The organism is Stappia sp. ICDLI1TA098 (assembly GCF_054880955.1).
Genome location: NZ_JBTZBT010000005.1, coordinates 42,440 through 60,455, shown reverse-complemented (window position 1 = coordinate 60,455; position 18,016 = coordinate 42,440). Strand labels below are relative to the sequence as shown.

The window sequence follows — 18,016 nt, the reverse complement described above, 5'->3', positions numbered from 1 at the left end:
CGGGCGGGATTGCGGCTGCGCACGGCGCGGCGGCACACTACACCGGCGAGTGCGCCCGGCGCGACCGTTTCCTCCGTGCAGAGATAGATACGCGCTCTGGAGCGGAGCCCCCGGATGCTGCTATGATCCCGGCAAAACAAGAAAGCACGCAACCGGCGCAGCTCATCGGGGGGAGACGCTCGGTCCCATGACACGGATCACACCTGCACGACGGCACCCCATCACGCCTCTGACCGGCTGATGGACCTGCCGCATCTGCCAGCCTTGCGATCCTACCATTCCTGGATCGCCAACGAGACGCTCGAGGACTACTCGCTGCGCTACGCGGCACGGTCCTTTCGGCGCTGGTCTCCGTTTGTCATCGCCAATACCGCGCTTGGCGGCATTTCCTTCCTTGCGCTAGAGGCGATCGGCGGGGCGATCACGCTGAGCTACGGCTTTGCCAATGCCCTGCCGGCGGTGCTCGTCACCTGTCTCTTCGTCTTCGTCACCGGCCTGCCGATCGCCTATTATTCGAGCCGGCACAACATCGACATGGACCTGCTGACGCGCGGCGCCGGCTTCGGCTACATCGGCTCGACCATCACGTCGCTGATCTACGCCACCTTCACCTTCATCTTTTTCGCCCTCGAAGGGGCGATCATGGCGCAGGCGCTGAAGCTCTTCGCCGATGTGCCGCTCGTGCTCGGCTACATCCTCTCCTCGCTCGTCATCATCCCGATCACCTTCATGGGGATCACGATGATCAGCCGACTGCAAATGATCACGCAGCCGATCTGGATCGCGATGCTGCTTCTGCCCTTTGTCGCCATCGCGCTGGGACATCCGGAAACGGCGAGCGAGTGGGTTTCCTTCGCCGGCCTCCACAATGCCGGCGGCGGTTTCGACGTGCTGTCCTTTGGCGCCGCGCTCGGCGTACTTTTCGCCCTGTCCATCCAGATCGGCGAGCAGGTCGACTATCTCCGCTTCCTGCCCGACAAGACGCCCGAAAACCGGGTGCGCTGGTGGGCCGCCGTCATTTCCGCCGGCCCGGGCTGGATCTTCATCGGCGGCTTCAAGATCCTGTGCGGCAGCTTCCTCGCGGCCGTCGCCATCACCAGCGGCCTGTCGAGCGAAACCGCGCTCGAGCCGATCCACATGTATATCCTGGCCTATGGCTACGTCAGCTCGGACCAGGCCATCGTGCTGGCGGCTGCGGCGGTCTTCGTGCTGATCTCGCAGGTGAAGATCAACGTCACAAACGCCTATGCCGGCTCACTTGCCTGGTCGAACTTCTTTTCCCGCGTCACCCACTACCACCCGGGCCGGGTGGTCTGGCTTGTGTTCAACATCCTGATCTCGCTGCTGCTGATGCTGCTCGGCATCTTCCAGACGCTGGAGCTGGTGCTCGCGGTCTATTCGGTCATCGCCGCAGCCTGGGTCGGTGCCATCTTCGCCGACCTTGCCGTCCTCAAGCCCATCGGCATCAGCCCGCCCTACCCCGAGTTCCGCCGCGCCTACCTGCCGAATTTCAATCCCGTCGGCTGCGGCTCGATGGCGTTCGGCTCGCTGGTCGCGGTGATCTGCTTCACCGGCGAGCTCGGCGAGATCGCGCAGGCCTATGCGGCTCCGGTCGCCTTCGTCTCGTCGCTGCTCAGTGCCATCGCCATCGGCGTGGGCACGCGCGGACGCACCTATATCGCCCGCCCGGCCGAGCCGGTCGCCAAGGCGGGCGCGCTGGAGGTGCGCTGCGAGCTCTGTGGCGTCGACTACGAGCGGCCGGACATGGTCCGCTGCACGTTCTACCAGCGGCCGATCTGCTCGTTGTGCTGCAGCCTCGATTCCCACTGCCATGACGTCTGCAAGTCATCCGGCATCACGCTGGAGGAGTCCCGGGCGAACTATGTCGGTCGCAGCCTGCGCGACAAGATCGCCCCGCACACGCGCCAGCGTCTGCTCAAGGTCGGCGGCGTGCTGTTTTCGCTCGCCATCGTCACGGCGGCGGCCATGCTCCTGACCTATCGGCTCATCGAGCCCGGCACCGGACAGCCCCACCTCAAGAGCGAGAACCTTCTGATCGACCTCTTCCTGGCGCTGCTGCCGCTGCTGGGCATCGGCGCCTGGTGGATCGTGCTGTCGCAGGAAAGTCGGGAACTGGCCGAGCGCGACCTGATGGCCTCCATGGAAAAGCTCCAGCAGGCGCAACTTGAACTCGCCAACAGCGAACGGCTCGCCGCCATCGGCAAGGTGACGGCCACCGTCAGCCACGAGTTGCGCAACCCGCTGGGCACGCTCGCCACCTCGACCGAGATCCTGCGCCGCTCGCTCAAGGACAGCGGCGAACCCGTCGCCGGCGAACTGGAGCGCCTGCAGCGCAACGTATGGCGCTGCGTGCGCATCATCGAGGACCTGCTCGACTTCTCGCGCCGACACAGCTTCAACCCGTCCCCGCTCTCGATCGACCGCTGGGTCGCAACCCAGATCTCGGAACTCAGCGAGAAGACCCGTGCCACCATCGCGCTCGACCTTGCCGCCGACTGCCGTGTCACGGCCGACGGCGAAAGGCTGCGCCAGGCGTTTTCGAATGTCCTGACCAACGCCATTCAGGCCTGCGAGGCGATGCCCGGGCACGACACGCGGATCACCGTGGCGACACGGCGCGCGCATCGCCGCGTCCTGCTATCGGTGAGCGACAATGGCGCGGGCATGGATGATGAGGTGATCGGGCGGGTCTTCGAGCCGCTGTTCAGCACCAAGGCATTCGGCGTCGGCCTCGGCATGCCGCTGGTCAAGCGCATCGTCGAGGCTCATGGCGGCGAGGTGATGCTCGAAACCGCGCCTGGCGAAGGATCCTGCATTACCCTGATCCTGCCGGAGGAGGCAGCATGAACGCGCCCGGCAGCGACAGCGCGGCGACGCCGCTTTCCCCTGCGGTCGAACGCAGCATCCTGATCGTCGACGACGACGCCGATTTCGCGGCAAGCCTGGCCGGCCTGCTCGTACTCGAGGGATATCGGGTGGTGGAGGCGCATGACGGCGACACGGCGCTGGCCTGTCTCGCGCGCGAGCCGGTCGCGGTGGCGCTTGTCGACGTGCGCCTCGGCACCGGCGACGGCATCGATGTGGTGCGGCGGCTCCGCAAGAGCGATCCCGACCTCGTCTGCGTCATGATCACCGCCTACGCATCGGTCGAGACGGCGGTCGAGGCGCTTCAGGCCGGTGCCTACGACTACCTGATGAAGCCCTTTCACAGCGAGGATCTGCTCGCCACACTGAACCGCTGTTTCGAACGCATCCAGCTCCTGCGCGACAAGGCGCGGTCGGCGGAACGCCTCGGCCAGGCGCAGCGCATGCAGGCCATGGGCCAGCTCACCAGCGGCATCGCTCATGATTTTAACAACGTACTTGCCGTTCTCCTGAGCAACCTGCGGCTACTGGAAGAGCGGGTCTCATCCGATGAGGATCTCACCGACCTCGTTTCCGACGCGCTCGCCGCCGTGTCGAACGGCACGGACCTGACGACCCGACTGCTGCGGTTTGGTCAACCGCCGGAGGAAAGCGTCGTACGCGTCGATCTTTCGCGTGAACTCCCGGGCATCGTGCGCGTGCTGGAGCGCACGCTCGGAGAGCGGATCGACATCCGGCTTGAGATGGAGGATGGGCCCTTCCCGGCCGAGATCCTCCACGGACAGCTCGAGACCGGCCTGCTCAACCTCGCCTTCAATGCCCGCGACGCGATGCCGGAGGGCGGCACGATCGTCTTTCGGCTGGAACGCAGGCACCTCGGGCGGCATGCCGAGACCGCCACCGCGGGCCTGATGCCGGGGGACTACTGCGTTCTCTCGATCAGGGATACAGGCGAAGGCATGACGCCGGCGGTACGGATGCGCGCACTCGACCCGCTGTTCACGACGAAACCCGCCGGAGCCGGCTGCGGCCTGGGCCTGCCGATGGTCGACAATTTCCTGCGCCATGTCGGAGGGCGGCTCGGCATCGACAGCGCCCCCGGCGCGGGAACGACAGTGAGCCTCTACCTGCCCCTTGTTTCAACGCCACCCTCCGGGGGAGCAAAGACGTAGCCGACGCCCCGGACCGTCTTGATGAACTGCATTTCGCGTACATTGTCGTTGAGCTTGCGGCGGATCTTGCCGATCAGCACGTCTATGCTGCGGTCGTAGGGCGTCCAGTTCCGGTTGGCGACGATTTCCAGGATCTGCTCGCGCGACAGGATGCGTCCACGCCGCTGCACGAGCGCCGCCAGCACCTGAAACTCCTGGCTCGTGAGCCGGATCGGCTCGCCCTCGGGAGAGCTCAACTGATAGCTTGCCGGGTCGAGCCGCCAGCCGGCGAAACAATAGATCGCCTCCGAGGCCTCCTCGACGGCGGCGACGTCGATCTGGCGCAGGCTGCGCCTGAGCACCGTCCTGACCCGCGCCAGCAGTTCGCGCGGCTCGAAGGGCTTCGTTACATAGTCGTCGGCACCAAGCTCGAGGCAGACGACCTTGTCGATGGTGGAGTTTTTTCCCGACAGCACGATGACCGGTACGTCGTGCTGGGACCTGAGGTTGCGCGCGAGTGTCACGCCGTCCTCGCCGGAGGGAAAGGTCAGGTCCAGAATGACGAGATCGAAGGGACGGTCGGCAAGCGCACGGCGCATCTCGCGCCCCTCGTTGGCGCAATCGACGACGAAACCCTCCCCCGTCAGGAACTTGAGGAGGAAGTTGCAAAGCAGCCGGTCGTCGTCGACCACGAGAATGCGGGATCGTGTGTCATCACTCTGCATGAAACAACGATAGCCGCATTCGCGCACGGGGGTCGAGCACCCCGGATAAAGTCGCAGCCGCTTTACGCGCGGCCGGTGAGGAGTGACGATGCGTCGCGGGGCGCGTCTGCAGGCTCCAACGTCACAGGAAGCAAGGTTTTCCCTTGCATCTCAAGCGACAAGCCGGTTCCGGCGACCGTGCAGACACACGACGTCCGACCACGCGCCAGTTACAAAAAATTACAGGAAAGCCCCTGTTCGGAGCCGCTGGAATTACAATGGCCACCTAACCTCCGCAAGTGCAGCCGTGCGCCCGCCCGAAGACGGGACACGCGCTAGCGGGAGAGCATCCCCTGCTCGTCCCTGCCTGCATAACCGGAGGAAACCATGCCCAAGACAGTATTCTCGGTCGACCTGAACAAGGCGCCGGAAGACCACGAGATCAAGACGCACAATCGTTGGCATCCCGACATTCCAATGATCGACACCTTCAAGCGCAACGAGGTGATCCGCGTCGAGTGCCACGACTGGACCGGTGGCCAGATCGGCAACAACAACAGCGCCAATGACGTGCGAGATGTCGACCTTACCCGCGTCCACTATCTGAGCGGTCCGTTCGGCTTCGAGGGCGTGGAACCGGGCGACCTGCTTGTCGTCGACATTCTCGATATCGGTGCGAAGCCCGATTCCGAGTGGGGCTTCAACGGCCTCTTCGCCAAGGAGAACGGCGGCGGCTTCCTGACCGAACATTACCCCGAGGCCAGCAAGTCCTGCTGGGACTTCCAGGGCATCTACACCACCTCGCGCCACATTCCCGGCGTGCGCTATCCCGGCATCATCCACCCCGGCCTGATCGGCTGCCTGCCGGACCACAAGCTGCTCGCCGAGGCGAACCGCCGCGAGGCGGAACTCGTCGCGACAGACCCGAACCGGGTGCCCCCGCTTGCCGCGCTTCCGTATTCGGACACGGCGCTGATGGGGCAGATGAAGGGCGATGCGGCCCGCAAGGCGGCGGCCGAGGCATGGCGCACGGTTCCCCCGCGCGAGCATGGCGGCAACTGCGACATCAAGAACCTGTCGCGCGGCTCGAAGGTCTATTTCCCCGTCTACGTGAAGGGTGGCGGCCTTTCCATGGGCGACATCCACTTCTCCCAGGGCGATGGCGAGATCACCTTCTGCGGCGCCATCGAGATGGCCGGCTGGATCGACATCAGCGTCGACGTGATCAAGGGCGGCATGGCGAAATACGGGGTCATCAACCCCATCTTCAAGCCGAGCCCGATCGATCCGCATTTCGACGACTACCTGATCTTCGAGGGCATCTCGGTCGATGAGCACACGGGCGAGCAGTATTATCTCGACGCCCATGTCGCCTATCGGCGCGCCTGTCTCAACGCCATCGAATACCTGAAGAAATTCGGCTACTCGGGCGAGCAGGCCTACATGATCCTGGGCACCGCGCCAGTCGAAGGACGCATCGCCGGCATTGTCGACATCCCCAATGTATGCGCGACGCTCGCCATCCCGACGGCCATCTTCGACTTCGATATCCGGCCAAATGCGTCGGGTCCGATAAAGCAGGCAATTGGAGCCGACGTCGCGAAAACGAGCTGACGCTCGGCCGCGAACCACCGTTCCATCCCGGTGTCCCGACCGGGGCGCAAGCGCCCCGGTCGGGACCCTCACTCGGAGGAATGAGCCATGTTGCTCGGCTTCGCTCTGCTCTATGTCGGCGCGGTCCTCTTCCTCAACGGCCTCTGGCTGATGGGCAAGATCCAGGATCGGGAAATCGTCGTCATCAACGTCGTCTCCGGCGTCGTCACCTTCGGCGTCGCGCTGAGTTCCGCCTTCGGCGCCAATGCCGACGCGACCTCCGTGAAGGCCGGCGCGCTGACGCTGCTCTTCACCACCACCTATCTCTGGGTGGCCTACAACCGCATCGTCTCGGTCGACGGGCGCGGACTTGGCTGGTTCAGCCTGTTCGTGGCCATCACCGTGGTGCCGGTGGCCGCCCAGAGCCTTGCCTCCGCCCAGACCTTCGGCGAGGTCTGGCTCGGGCTTAACTGGGCCATCTGGGCCGTGCTCTGGTTCATGTACTTCCTGCTGCTCGGCCTGCAGAAGCCGGTCCTCAGGGCCACCGCCCTGCTGACCCTCGTGGCGGGCATCGTCACGGGGTGGATGCCAGGCTACCTGCTTCTCGACGGAATGATGTGACCCTTGGCGGACGGGGGGACACGTCGCTCTCCGTCCGCTGCCCATCAACGGACAAACGACCTGGATCGAGCCATGCCTCTCTACAACTACGTCTGCGAAGAATGCGGACCGTTCGACAGCTGGGAAAAGATGAGCAACGCGGGCGAGGCCTGCGCCTGTCCTGATTGCAGCGCACCGAGCGCCCGCGATGTGGCCGCTCCCCGGCTCAACATGATGAATTCCAAACTTCGCCGGGCGCTGAACAGCTCCGATGCCAGCACCAGCGAGCCCAAGGTGGTGAACCGCAAGCATCTCGCCGGCTGCGGCTGCGCGCTGTGCAAGGTGGGACCGAAGAAGCCCACGCCGACCCGGCACAAATGGATGATCGGCCACTAGCCCGATCCCCGCCGGTCGCCGGCCCCAACTCCTCCCGGACCGGCCAGGCCGGGGCGCTCCCGCAGGACGCCCCGGCCGTTTTTTGTTCAGCCCCTGATCAGCACCGCTTCCCGGTGGCGAACCCTAAGGCGCACCGGCTCGCCCTGTTCGCGACGCCCGCTGCCCTTGGTGTGAAGCTCATCGACCAGCAGCGTCTGGCCGGCGACGTCCACCATGTAGCGGATCATGCCGCCAAGGAACTCGGCCGCGCTGACCACGCCCTCAAGCACGGCATCCTCTCCGGACGGCGCGCCGCCCTCGACGATGGAGATGCTCTGCGGACGCACGACGAGCTTCGCCGGGCCGGCCTTTGCGTCGTCGGCGCAGGGCAGCGAGACACCACCCGTTCCGCGAAACACGGCGCCCTTCCCAGCGCGTTCCACCGTTCCTTCGAGCACGTTGGCGGTGCCGAGGAAGTTGGCGACGAAGGCGTTGGTCGGATTGTCGTAGACATCGTCGGGCCTGCCCACCTGCTGAACCACGCCATCCGCCATGACCGCAATGCGGTCGCAGATGGTGTTGGCCTCTTCCTGATCGTGGGTCACGAAGATGGTGGTGATGCCGAGCCGGCGTTGCAGCTTCAGCAGATCCTGGCGCATCTGCACCCGCAGATTGGCGTCGAGGTTGGACAGCGGCTCATCGAGCAGCAGCACGCGCGGCTCAACCACGATCGTTCGGGCAAGGGCGACACGCTGCTGCTGCCCGCCTGAAAGCTGGGAGGGATAGCGGTCGGCGTACTGGCTCATGCCGACGAGCTCCAGCGCCGCCTTCACCCGCTCCGTGCTTTCCGCCTTGGGCACGCGACGCTCATCGAGGCCGAAGGCCACATTGCGTGCGACCGTCATGTGCGGCCAGAGCGCGTAGCTCTGGAACACCATGCCCACGTTGCGCTTCCAGGGAGCCTGGCCGACGACATCCTGGTCGCCGAGCAGGATGCTGCCGCGCGGTGTCGGGCCGAAGCCCGCGATGGCGCGCAGCAGCGTCGACTTGCCCGATCCCGAGGGGCCGAGAAAGGCGAAGAACTCACCCGGCTCGACCTTCAGGTCGATGCCCTTGAGCACCTCGGTGCTTCCGAAGGAAAGCGACAGGTCGCGAATGTCGATGGCGACCGGCTCGACACGGCTGCCGATCTCCCCGCCGGTCGAAGCCGCCTCGGTCTTTGTCATGCTCATTTCAGTGTCCTCCCCCGTTGTTCCCCGAGGCCGTCTGGTTGCGGCGTGCATTGTCCACGAGGCGATGCGACAGATAGGTCGCCAGTCCGACGATGATGACGGCGATGATGCCGAGCGCGGCACCCGGGCCACGGCCGGCGGCCGACTGCATGAAGAGATAGAGGCCATAGGCCAGCGGCGCGTCGCGCTCGCTCGCCACCAGCATGATCGTCGCCGACAGCTCGACCGCGGCGGTCGCGAAGCTGGTGACGAAGCCGGCGACAAGGCCGCTCGCCATCAGCGGCACGACGATGCGCCGGACGGTGCGCAGCTTCGGCGCGCCAAGATTCTCCGCCGCCTCTTCGAGCGATGGCGAGATCTGCTGGAGCGCGGCGGTGCACGAACGCAACGCATAGGGCAGCCGCCGCACGGCGAGCGCGATGACGATGATGCCCCACCAGGTGGCGAGCGGTTGGCCCGTCACCGGCATCTCGACGCCGTAGAAGACCCGAAGATAGCCGATGCCGAGCACCACACCGGGCACGGCAAGGGCCGAGATAGCCATGTAGTCCAGCCACTTGCGGCCAATGACATTGGTCCGCATAACCACATAGGCAATCGCCGTGCCGAGCAGGATGTCGATGAGCCCGGCAAGGCCGGCGTAGAGCAGCGTGTTCTGGATGAAGCCCCAGGCCGAGGTCAGCGCCGTCTCGTAGTGGGCCAGGGTGTAGCCGTCGGGAAGGACGCCGAAGGACCACACGGTGCCGAAGGACAGCAACAGCAGGCCGAGATGCGGTGCCAGCACGATGGCGAGCAGCGACAGCACGACGATGTAGCACAGCACCGCCTCATGGGTGCTCAGGTCGCGCTTCGACAGGCCGCCGCCGCCCTTCTGGGTCGTGGAGTAATCCTTGCCGCGCATCCCCAGGAAGGAGACCCACATCGCGAAGATCGAGAAGACGATCAGGATGCAGGAGATGACGTAGCCCATCGGATCGGAGATGCCGACGGAGGAGATTCGCAGATAGGCCTGCGGCGCCAGCATCGTGTTGACGTTGAGCAGCAGCGGCGTACCCAGATCGTCAAACACCTTGACGAAGACCAGCGACGCACCGGCGATGTAGCCAGGCATGGCGAGCGGAAAGACGATGCGGCGGAACATGCGCACCCCACTCGACCCGAGCATCTGCGCCGCCTCTTCCATCGACCGGTCGATGTTCTGCAGGCTTGCCGACAGGTTGATCAGGATGAAGGGAAAATAGTGGATGCTCTGAACGAAGATGACGCCGTTCAGGCCTTCCATGAAGGGGATCGTGATCCCGAAATACTGGCGCAGAAGCAGATTGACGCTGCCGTTGGCACCGAAGAGCAGCTGCATCGCGACCGCGCCGATGAACGGAGGCATGATCAGCGGCACGAAGGCCAGCGTCTGGATGATCACCGAGCCGGAAAAATTGAACCGCGTCGTGAAATAGGCAAGCGGCAGGGCAATCGCGGTGGCGATGACCACCGAGACCGACGCCACATATATCGAGTTGAAGAACGACTGGCGGAACAGCGAACTGGCGAAGAAGTCCTGGAAGTTGACCAGGGTGAAGCCACCGGAAGCCGGATCCTGAAAGGCGACCTGGATGACCTTCAGGACCGGGACGGCAAGAAAGGCTCCGAGGAACAGCAACACAAGGCCCGCGACGACATAAGGGCCAAGGGAAACGCTGAACACCGGTCGCCGGAGAGCTGCGGACGACATGAGGGATGCTCCATCGGGTGAGATAGCATGCAGGCCACCCGCGCCTGCCCGCGGGAGCGGGCAGGCTGGAGGCGCCCCTTTGCGGGGCACCTCTTTCACGGGTTTTCTGCGGCAGGCTGAGCCTTGCTCAGAGCATCGAGCGGGCCTGTTCGGCGAGTTCGATCGCCTTGCGGTAGTTGTTCACCACCATTTCGTCCCACTGCTGCTCGACCTCGGCCTGACGGCCCTCGACCTTGGTGTCGGCCTTCTTGCGCTTGACCTTGAAGATCGCGTTGAATTCCGGATCGCTCGCCTGCTCGGCGCTCACCGGAAGCTCGTCGACAAGACCGCGGGCCTGCTCGATCAGGGCCTTGGCCTCGGCGTTCTCACCGCCGGCATCCGCGAGGGCGGCTTCCGCCGCCTGGATGGCGGCCGTCGCCTGCTGCAGGCCGTCGAGACGATAGGTGATCATCACGTCGAAGAGCGAGTTGACGACGTTGTAGCGCTTCTCGGAGATGTCGCTGTCGAAGTTGACTTCGGTCTTGATCGATCCGTCGAACGGGTTCGGCAGTCCCTCGGGAGCGCTGCCATAGGCGTTCTTGTTGACCGGAAGACGCATGATCTTCGGATCGAACAGCAGAGCCTGCCCCTTCTCCGACAGCAGGAAGTCGATGAACTTCTGCGCCGGCCCCTCATTGGGCGAGTTGGCGACAATGCCGATGTTCGCCGGCACCAGCGCTGTCACGCTCGGGTAGTGGAAGTCGACCGGGAAGCCCGACGCCTTCGACGAGAAGCCGAAGAAGTCGATGACGATGCCGATGCCGAAGGAACCGCTGTTGACGCCGTCCGGCACGCCGAAGCTGCGCTCGGTGATCGTCTTGGCGTTGCCGGAGATGGCCTTCAGCGTCTTCCAGCCCTCATCCCAGCCTTCGCCCTGGAGAAGGGTCTCGACGGTCAGGTGGGTCGTCCCGGAGCGCGAGGGAGCCGAGATGCCGACATGACCGTGGTAGATCGGCTTTTCGAGATCGCTCCACTCCTTGGGCGCCGGAAGGCCATAGGCCTCCATGTAGCGCGTATTCCACATGAAGCCGTATCCGGAGAGCGCGAAACCGAGATACTTGCCGTCCGGATCGTTGATCGGATAGCCGTTCAGGTCCGCCGGGATGCCCTCCACTTCTTTCGAGTAGCTGGTGAGCAGGTTCTGCCCCTTCAGCACCTCGAACGCATCCGGCGCCGAAGCCCAGAAAATGTCCGTCTGGTTGTTCTGCGCGGTCTCGATCAGAAACTTCACGCCCGAAGACGTGCTCTTGTTGACGACCTCGACGGTGACCGACGGATTCTCCTTCATGAAGGCCGTCTTGAAGACGTCCGTCAGATCCGAGGGAAACGAGGTGACGATGACCAGCTTGTCGTCCGCCGCATGCAGTGGCGTGGACGCCAGAAGCGCCGCCATCGCGGCACCGAAACCGAACTTGCGCAGCCGGCTTGTCTTTTTCTCAGGCATAAAGATCCTCCCAATAAGCCTGTCGCGACCAATGTGTCGCATTGACAGCAGAGCAACCTTCGCGCCAAGTGGCGCCGTCCCGCACAATTTCGCCCAAATCATTGATTTTCGTTAGGTTTCACGAGAGACGGCTTGCGTTTCGCGGGTCATTTTTGACCCAATCATGAGATATTACGTGTCACTTTCGACGCGATCCTCCTCAAGAAACTCCTCCCGCCCCATGCCGTGGCGCTGCATGCGCAGATAGAGCTTCTTGCGGGGAATGCCGAGCGCATCGGCGGCTTCCTGGATGCGCCCCTTCGTGCGCGCCAGCGTCTCGCACAGCACCCGCTTCTCGAAGGCATCCATCTGCTCGGGCAGGCTGCGCGTCGAAACCGCGCCGAAGGCGTCGGCGGCGGGTTCCGCGCCAATGCCCAGCGCATAGCGGTCGGCGAAGTTGATAAGCTCACGCACGTTGCCCTTCCAGCGCCTCTCGCGCAGCCCGTCGAGAAAGCCCGGATCCGGCTCCGCCAGCTTCGCGTTCATCTTCCGGCTCATGCGGCTCGCGTAGTGCATGAAGAGGACGGGAATGTCCTCGGCGCGCTCGCGAAGCGGCGGCAACGACACACTGGCGACCGCGATGCGGTAGTAGAGGTCGGCCCTGAAGCCACCATCCGCAGATGCGGCTTCCAGGTCCACCTTGGAGGCCGCCACCACCCGCACGTCGATGGGGATCTCGTCCTTGCCGCCAAGTCGCTCGATGGTCTGCGACTGGAGCGCGCGCAGAAGCTGCGTCTGATGGGCGACGGGCATGCTCTCGATCTCGTCGAGAAACAGCGTGCCACCGCTGGCCTGTTCCAGCCGTCCGATGCGCCGCCGGTCGGCACCGGTGAAGGAGCCCGGCTCGTGGCCGAAAAGCTCGCTGGCGATCAGCGTGTCGGGCAAGGCTCCGCAGTTGAGCGCAACGAAAGGCCCGCCCTGCCGGGGACCGAGCCGATGCAGCGCCTGAGCGACGACCTCCTTGCCAGACCCGGTCTCGCCATAGATGACCGTGTTCACGTCGGCCGCCGCGATTGCCGTGATCCGCTGGCGCAGCCGGCGCATCGCCTCGCTGTTGCCGATCAGGTGCTTGTCGATGGCATAGGCCTCGCCGGCCTTGCGCGACAGCCGCCGGTTCTCCAGCACCAGCGCACGCATCCGCATGGCGCGTTCGACCACGGCCAGAAGCGCCTCCGGCTCGGCCGGCTTCTCGATGAAGTCATAGGCCCCCTTGCGCACGGCGGCGACCGCCATCGGCACGTCGCCATGCCCCGTGACGATGATGACGGGGATGTCCGCGTCCACCGCCTGAACCGCGGCCAGAAGCGTCATGCCGTCCATGCCCGGCATCCGCAGATCGGTGACGACAACGCCCGGCCAATTGGCGTCGAGCGCAGCAAGCGCGGCGCGTCCGTCGGCAAAGGCGCGCGGCTCATAGACGTCCAGCGCCAGCGTTTCCGCCCAGGCGTTGCGAATTTCCGCCTCGTCGTCGACGAGGATCACCTGCGCCGCACTCATGACTTGAACAGCTCCACGGTCGCCATCACGCCTCCTCCCTTTCTCGCCCTCACGTCCAGCCGCCCTCCCAGGTCGCGTATCACATTGTAGGAAATGGAAAGTCCAAGACCCAGCCCCTCGCCCGGGGGCTTCGTCGTGAAGAACGGATCGAACAGTTTTCCCAGCGTCGCCTCGTCGAGCCCCACGCCATTGTCCTCGACACGGATGCGGGCAAGCTTGGCCGTCTCGCTGACCCTCAGCTTCAGCACCGGCGCGGGCGTATCGCCCATCGCGTCGAGCGCGTTGCTGACGAGATTGACAAGCACCTGCTCAAGTAGGGCAGGCTCGGTCATCACATGAACGCTGTGGTCGGGGTGGCGGATATCGACGCGCACGCCCTCGCGCGCAATGCGCTCGCCGAACAGCGACAGGGCGTTTGTCAGGACCTCCATCGCGTCATGCCGGCTCAGCACCTCCTGCGGCCGGCGCGCGAAGGTCTTCAGGTGATTGGACGACGCCGACAGGCGCTTGATCAGCCGCTCGATGTCGCCAAGCTTCTCGCGGCATTTCTCCACATCCTCGCGGTCGAGATAGCGGATGGCGTTGTGGGCATAGGAGCGCATCGCGGTCAGCGGCTGGTTGAACTCATGGGCGATGCCGGCGGAAAGCTGGCCAAGGGCTGCGAGCTTTGCTGCCTGAACGAGTTCCGCCTGGGTCTCGCGCAGGTCCGTTTCCGCCTGCCGGCGGCGCGCGACCTCATGTGTCAGCGTGGCATTGGTCTCCCGCAGTTCCCGCGCGCGCAGGTCGAGCGCGTGCGACCGGTCGCGGAACAGCCGCACCGCATCGGCAAGCTGGCCGATCTCGTCGCGCCCGGAGACCGCCACCTCGATCCCCGTCTCGCCGGCGGCGATCCGGCGCATGGAGGAGAGCACCTGCATCAGGCGGCGAAACAGCCGGCCACGCACAAAGACATAGGAAAACAGCACCAACAGCGCCAGCAGCACCGCCGTGCCGAGGGCGTTGAAGAGCCTGCCGCCGACGATGATCTCGCCGATCCTCTGGGAGGCCGCGCTCGACCTGCGGCCGGTTTCGCGCACCGCGCCGGCGACGATGTCGCCGAGTTCCTTCAGCAGGGCGCTGTTGGTCTCCTGCAACTGGATGCTCTGCGCCAGCAGGCCGCTTTCGGCGAGACGACGGTCGAGCAGGCTGTCCGGCCCGGACGCGAAGCCGGCGATGTCGCTCCAGATCTGGCGCAGCGTGATGGTGCTGGCGTTCCCGGTCAGGAGTTCGGCACTGGTGTTGCCCTCCTCCACCGCCTCGGAGAGCCGGCCGCGCAGGTTCTCGATCATCCGGAAGTCGGTCTCGCCGACGCCGCGCAGCATCATGCCGACGGCAAGGTTGGCACTTGCGTGCAGCCGTCCGAGGGCCTCGGTCATGCGCACTTCCCGCGCGACGCGCCCGCGTCGCCAAGGCTCCTCGACGGCGGCCCCGTCGCCGGTCTCCAGCGCGCTCTGGACGTTGAACTGCGCGTCGACCAGCAGCGGGTCGATTTCCAGCAGGAAGTCGCCATGCAGCCGGTTGAGACGGGCCGTGCTCTCCTTGCGTGCCTCGGCCAGGCGGAAGCGGCGCGAGACGTTGCGGTCAAGCTCGAGGACGTTCGCCTCGACCCCCGCTAGCACCTGCGTCAGGCCGGGAAACCCGCCGGCCGGCCCGGCGCCAGCGGCAAGCTGGTCGCGCAGGGCCGCGAAGTGGCCATCGAGGCGGCGCATCGCGTTCTCGCGGTCGAATCTTGTGCGTGCATCGCCGAGCGCGGGCACATCGACACGGATCGCCTGGCCGATTTCCGCAAGCCGGGCGCTGCCGGCCGATGTCGCAAGGGTGTCGGAGGCAAGGTCGGCGACCGTGCGCCCGACGCTGCCCAGCGTCACATTGGTGATCAGCGTCGCCACGACCGCGAGCCCGGCCGCCGCAGCCAGCGCCGCCAGAAGCTTCGACTTCAGCGAGGTGAAATCCGGCGTCACGGTCTGGATGTTCCGGTTTCGGCTTCGTCGGCGCTCGCGCCTTCATCCAGACGCGCGCCCGCCCTGGCGACCAGCTCCCGCGCCTTGAGGAAACGGCTGGCGAAATCGCGCGACCAGCTGTCCCGCAGATTGCTGCCCTCGCCGGAATAGGCAAGCGTGCCGAGCCCGCCGCCGCGTCCCAGTTCGCCGGCAAGCTCGACCGCGTCCGACATGAAGGAGGCAACGGGAACGGCCTCGAGCTGGCCCCGCGCCGCGCCGGCCAGCGCCCGGGCCTCGGCCATCGTCTTGAACCGTGGATCCGCCTCCAATCGGTCGATCTGCGACCAGAGCTCGGCAAGCTCCAGATGCCGGTAGGTGATCATCTCGTCGAAGAGCGCGGCGACCACCGGCAGCCTGCGGGCGGCAAGATCGGCGTCGAAGACCGGCACGGCATCCGCCCGTGCCTCGGCAGTGCTGGCGTCGGCCCCGCGCTCGCCCATCGCGCGCTCCCGCAGGCCGGTGCGAACGGGGATGCGCGCGATCGCCGGACGCAGAAGCAGGTTCTGGCCGATCTCGGAACGCAGGAAGACCACGAAGCCGGAGGCGCGCGGGTTGTCCGCGCCAGCAAGGGTAAGGGCCGCGCTCGCGGGAAACAGCAGACCCGGAACGAGCGCGCGAAAGGCGATGGGCGCCTGCCCGTGTTCGCGCGCCTTGGCGAGAAAGTCGATCCCCACGCCGAAGGCGAAACGGTCGTTGGCGACGCCGTCGCGAACGCCGAAACTGCGCGCCGTAACCGTCGCCAGATTGCCTCCGAGCCTTGAAAGAAGCGCCCATCCGTCGCGCCAGCCCAACCTCTGCAGCACGGTTTCGACGAAGAGGTGGGTCGTGCCGCTGCGGGCCGGAGAGGACATGCCGATGCGGCCGCGAAACCGGCCCTGCGCCAGTGCCGCCAGATCGTCGGGCGCGGGCTGGTCCACCCGCTCCGGCTTCCACATGACGCCGAGTTCGGAGAGCGCGAAGCCGAAGCGCGTGCCGTTGGGCGCATCGACGGCGATGCCGCCGAAGGCCTCGGCCGGTTCGACCAGGTCGAGACGGCGCGCAAGCAGGCCCTGCGTGTCGAGCACGGAAAAGGCAACCGGCGAGCTTGCCCAGATCACGTCGGCGACCGGCCTGCGGCGCTCGCGCACATGCCGGATCAGGGCGATGGTGTTCTTGTTGGTGACGCAGACCCGGGCATTGCTCTGCGCCGAGAAGGCCTCGACGAAGGGTGCATAGAAACTCTCGGGATAGGAGGTCAGCACATGCAGGCCGCAGGCGTCCCCGCCGGCAGCGTCCGCCGGCGCGGCGGCGAGCATGGCAAGGCACAAGGCCGCAAGCCGGAAAAGCAGCGGTCGCCGCACGACATCCTCCCGAAACCCGGGATGCAGCAGCCCCCGAGTTTCCTTGCTGGTGCTTGCGAGGGCCGCGCCCCTTTGCCTCCCGGCGCGCATATCCCCGCTTCTGCGGGCAGACAATAGCGGCGGTGGTGCGTCAGCGCCATAGGCTGCCCAGCCGCTCCCCTCTGCCGTGCACATCCGCCGCCCCGTCGCGCGAACAACCGCCGATTGCCCTTTGACGCCAACCGGCCCAAGACTATAGTCGACCGTCTGGTCGGTGAATTCGGGAGCTCGCTTTCCCATCGCCAGACTCGATCATTGGGGTTTGGGAGGAGTCCAATGTTGCAGTACGACCCACGCCTGCATGCCGTCGCCGGCGGGAGCAGCGCCCGCCCCCTCGCGGACGCCGCATTGCCGGTCGACAGCTACAACCGGCAGCTCTTCGATGTATGCGGCGCCTTCAGCGTCGAGCCGTCGCCGCATTCCTCGGGGGTTGTCCATGGCGCCGTGAGCCAGGGGCGCGTCGGTCGCTTCGACACCGCCTTCGTCTCACTCGATGCGCGCCGCATCCTGCGCGACGCGCGCATGATCCGGCAGGATCCGGGGGAACACCTCTTCCTGCTGGTTCAGGAAGAAGGCGACTGCGAAATCCTCCAGGGCGACAGCCGCACCCGGCTCGCCACCGGCGACATGTTCATCGTGGATTCGACGCACCCCTCCGACTTCATCTTCTCCGGCGTTCGCTCGCGCCAGATTTCCCTGCACCTTCCACGAGACGAGGCCGTCCGCCGCCTGGGCGAGGCCTGCACCACCGGTGTCGGCATCGACCGCAAGGATCCGCTGTTCCAGGCGCTCCGGCTCGTTATCGGACGCATGGTCCAGGGCGGCGAGGCGGCCGAGGCGCCGCTGAGCGAAGCCCTGTTCAACCTGCTGGGCGCCTATTTCAGCGCCAGGGAGAAACCGACCGACCGGCGTGACGACACGATGTATGAGGCCGCACTCAGGGCCATCGCGACGCGCGCCGCAGACCCACGGTTCGGCCTGGACGAACTGGCCGGCGACCTGGGCGTCTCGCGGCGCACGCTGCAGCGCCTTTTCGGCCGCAATGGCGACACGGTCTCGGGTCGGCTTCTCGCCGCGCGGCTCGAGGTGGCGTGGTCGCGCCTTCAGTCGCTTCCTGCCGACAACCGCCGCGCCTCGATCGCCATGCTCGCCTTCGACTGCGGCTTCAACGACCTCTCCTATTTCTACCGCGTCTTCCGCGCCCGCTTCGGCCTGGCCCCCGGCGACCTGCTCCGTCGTGCCTGAGCGTGACGCGATAGTCCAATCCGGCTGTCACAATCCGCCAAGACCTGCCGGAACACCGCCCCCA

The 18,016-nt window shown here is 65.8% G+C and carries 13 protein-coding genes; 6 read left to right on the top strand and 7 right to left on the bottom strand.

Translation table 11 applies throughout. The features are described from left to right. Window positions 1-240 precede the first annotated feature (240 nt). Both ACSLUQ_RS19595 and ACSLUQ_RS19590 read left to right on the top strand, forming a co-directional pair. Window positions 241-2,868: an ATP-binding protein gene (locus ACSLUQ_RS19595; protein WP_417773632.1), complete on the top strand. Its 2,628-nt coding sequence runs from the start codon at window positions 241-243 to the stop codon at window positions 2,866-2,868. After that, a complete protein-coding gene (locus ACSLUQ_RS19590) occupies window positions 2,865-4,058 on the top strand; it encodes a sensor histidine kinase (RefSeq protein ID WP_461809490.1) in 1,194 nt (397 codons plus the stop codon). Before ACSLUQ_RS19595 ends, ACSLUQ_RS19590 begins: the two co-directional genes overlap by 4 nt. On the opposite strand, the gene ACSLUQ_RS19585 is transcribed toward ACSLUQ_RS19590, so the two are convergent. Further along, complete coding sequence (locus tag ACSLUQ_RS19585; protein WP_417773630.1) at window positions 4,010-4,762, bottom strand: response regulator; 753 nt, start codon at window positions 4,760-4,762, stop codon at window positions 4,010-4,012. The genes ACSLUQ_RS19590 and ACSLUQ_RS19585 overlap by 49 nt on opposite strands. A 366-nt stretch (window positions 4,763-5,128) precedes the next feature. Here ACSLUQ_RS19585 and fmdA point away from each other — a divergent pair, with 366 nt between their 5' ends. The 3 genes from fmdA (at window position 5,129) to ACSLUQ_RS19570 (ending at window position 7,330) form a co-directional block, all read left to right on the top strand. After that, window positions 5,129-6,355 carry a formamidase gene (gene fmdA, locus ACSLUQ_RS19580; protein WP_417773629.1) on the top strand — a complete coding sequence of 409 codons (1,227 nt, stop codon included), beginning with the start codon at window positions 5,129-5,131 and terminating at the stop codon, window positions 6,353-6,355. Between the two features lie 87 nt (window positions 6,356-6,442). Further along, on the top strand, window positions 6,443-6,955 hold the full coding sequence (locus tag ACSLUQ_RS19575) for an AmiS/UreI family transporter (RefSeq protein WP_417773628.1): 513 nt from the start codon (window positions 6,443-6,445) through the stop codon (window positions 6,953-6,955). Between the two features lie 72 nt (window positions 6,956-7,027). Further along, entirely contained in the window at window positions 7,028-7,330 is a 303-nt protein-coding gene (locus tag ACSLUQ_RS19570; RefSeq protein ID WP_417773627.1) for an FmdB family zinc ribbon protein, read from the top strand. Between the two features lie 86 nt (window positions 7,331-7,416). On the opposite strand, the gene ACSLUQ_RS19565 is transcribed toward ACSLUQ_RS19570, so the two are convergent. The 6 genes from ACSLUQ_RS19565 to ACSLUQ_RS19540 all read right to left on the bottom strand — a co-directional run bounded on the left by ACSLUQ_RS19565 (window position 7,417) and on the right by ACSLUQ_RS19540 (window position 16,668). Continuing rightward, on the bottom strand, window positions 7,417-8,535 hold the full coding sequence (locus tag ACSLUQ_RS19565) for an ABC transporter ATP-binding protein (protein WP_461809572.1): 1,119 nt from the start codon (window positions 8,533-8,535) through the stop codon (window positions 7,417-7,419). 7 nt (window positions 8,536-8,542) lie between these two features. Next, window positions 8,543-10,270 (bottom strand): ABC transporter permease, encoded by a 1,728-nt coding sequence (locus tag ACSLUQ_RS19560; protein WP_417773625.1) that lies wholly within the window; start codon window positions 10,268-10,270, stop codon window positions 8,543-8,545. Between the two features lie 127 nt (window positions 10,271-10,397). Beyond that, entirely contained in the window at window positions 10,398-11,753 is a 1,356-nt protein-coding gene (locus ACSLUQ_RS19555) for an ABC transporter substrate-binding protein (RefSeq protein ID WP_417773624.1), read from the bottom strand. A gap of 171 nt (window positions 11,754-11,924) precedes the next feature. Beyond that, window positions 11,925-13,289, bottom strand: a complete 1,365-nt coding sequence (locus ACSLUQ_RS19550; RefSeq protein WP_461809489.1) for a sigma-54-dependent transcriptional regulator — start codon at window positions 13,287-13,289, stop codon at window positions 11,925-11,927. Next, complete coding sequence (locus tag ACSLUQ_RS19545; RefSeq protein WP_461809488.1) at window positions 13,286-15,289, bottom strand: ATP-binding protein; 2,004 nt, start codon at window positions 15,287-15,289, stop codon at window positions 13,286-13,288. The genes ACSLUQ_RS19550 and ACSLUQ_RS19545 overlap by 4 nt, the downstream gene beginning before the upstream one ends. After that, entirely contained in the window at window positions 15,286-16,668 is a 1,383-nt protein-coding gene (locus tag ACSLUQ_RS19540) for an ABC transporter substrate-binding protein (protein WP_461809487.1), read from the bottom strand. Before ACSLUQ_RS19540 ends, ACSLUQ_RS19545 begins: the two co-directional genes overlap by 4 nt. Before the next feature lie 315 nt (window positions 16,669-16,983). On the opposite strand from ACSLUQ_RS19540, the gene ACSLUQ_RS19535 reads away from it, so the two are divergent. Further along, the gene (locus ACSLUQ_RS19535; protein WP_461809486.1) at window positions 16,984-17,952 is read left to right on the top strand and encodes a helix-turn-helix domain-containing protein; all 969 of its coding nucleotides are present in this window, start codon (window positions 16,984-16,986) and stop codon (window positions 17,950-17,952) included. The last annotated feature ends 64 nt before the right edge of the window (window positions 17,953-18,016 follow it).

What these genes read in the sequence shown, in the direction of transcription:
- ACSLUQ_RS19595 (WP_417773632.1), top strand. Translation starts at nt 241, where the DNA reads ATGGACCTGCCGCATCTGCCAGCCTTGCGATCCTACCATTCCTGGATC.
- ACSLUQ_RS19590 (WP_461809490.1), top strand. Translation starts at nt 2,865, where the DNA reads ATGAACGCGCCCGGCAGCGACAGCGCGGCGACGCCGCTTTCCCCTGCG.
- ACSLUQ_RS19585 (WP_417773630.1), bottom strand. Translation starts at nt 4,762, where the DNA reads ATGCAGAGTGATGACACACGATCCCGCATTCTCGTGGTCGACGACGAC.
- fmdA (WP_417773629.1), top strand. Translation starts at nt 5,129, where the DNA reads ATGCCCAAGACAGTATTCTCGGTCGACCTGAACAAGGCGCCGGAAGAC.
- ACSLUQ_RS19575 (WP_417773628.1), top strand. Translation starts at nt 6,443, where the DNA reads ATGTTGCTCGGCTTCGCTCTGCTCTATGTCGGCGCGGTCCTCTTCCTC.
- ACSLUQ_RS19570 (WP_417773627.1), top strand. Translation starts at nt 7,028, where the DNA reads ATGCCTCTCTACAACTACGTCTGCGAAGAATGCGGACCGTTCGACAGC.
- ACSLUQ_RS19565 (WP_461809572.1), bottom strand. Translation starts at nt 8,535, where the DNA reads ATGACAAAGACCGAGGCGGCTTCGACCGGCGGGGAGATCGGCAGCCGT.
- ACSLUQ_RS19560 (WP_417773625.1), bottom strand. Translation starts at nt 10,270, where the DNA reads ATGTCGTCCGCAGCTCTCCGGCGACCGGTGTTCAGCGTTTCCCTTGGC.
- ACSLUQ_RS19555 (WP_417773624.1), bottom strand. Translation starts at nt 11,753, where the DNA reads ATGCCTGAGAAAAAGACAAGCCGGCTGCGCAAGTTCGGTTTCGGTGCC.
- ACSLUQ_RS19550 (WP_461809489.1), bottom strand. Translation starts at nt 13,289, where the DNA reads ATGAGTGCGGCGCAGGTGATCCTCGTCGACGACGAGGCGGAAATTCGC.
- ACSLUQ_RS19535 (WP_461809486.1), top strand. Translation starts at nt 16,984, where the DNA reads ATGTTGCAGTACGACCCACGCCTGCATGCCGTCGCCGGCGGGAGCAGC.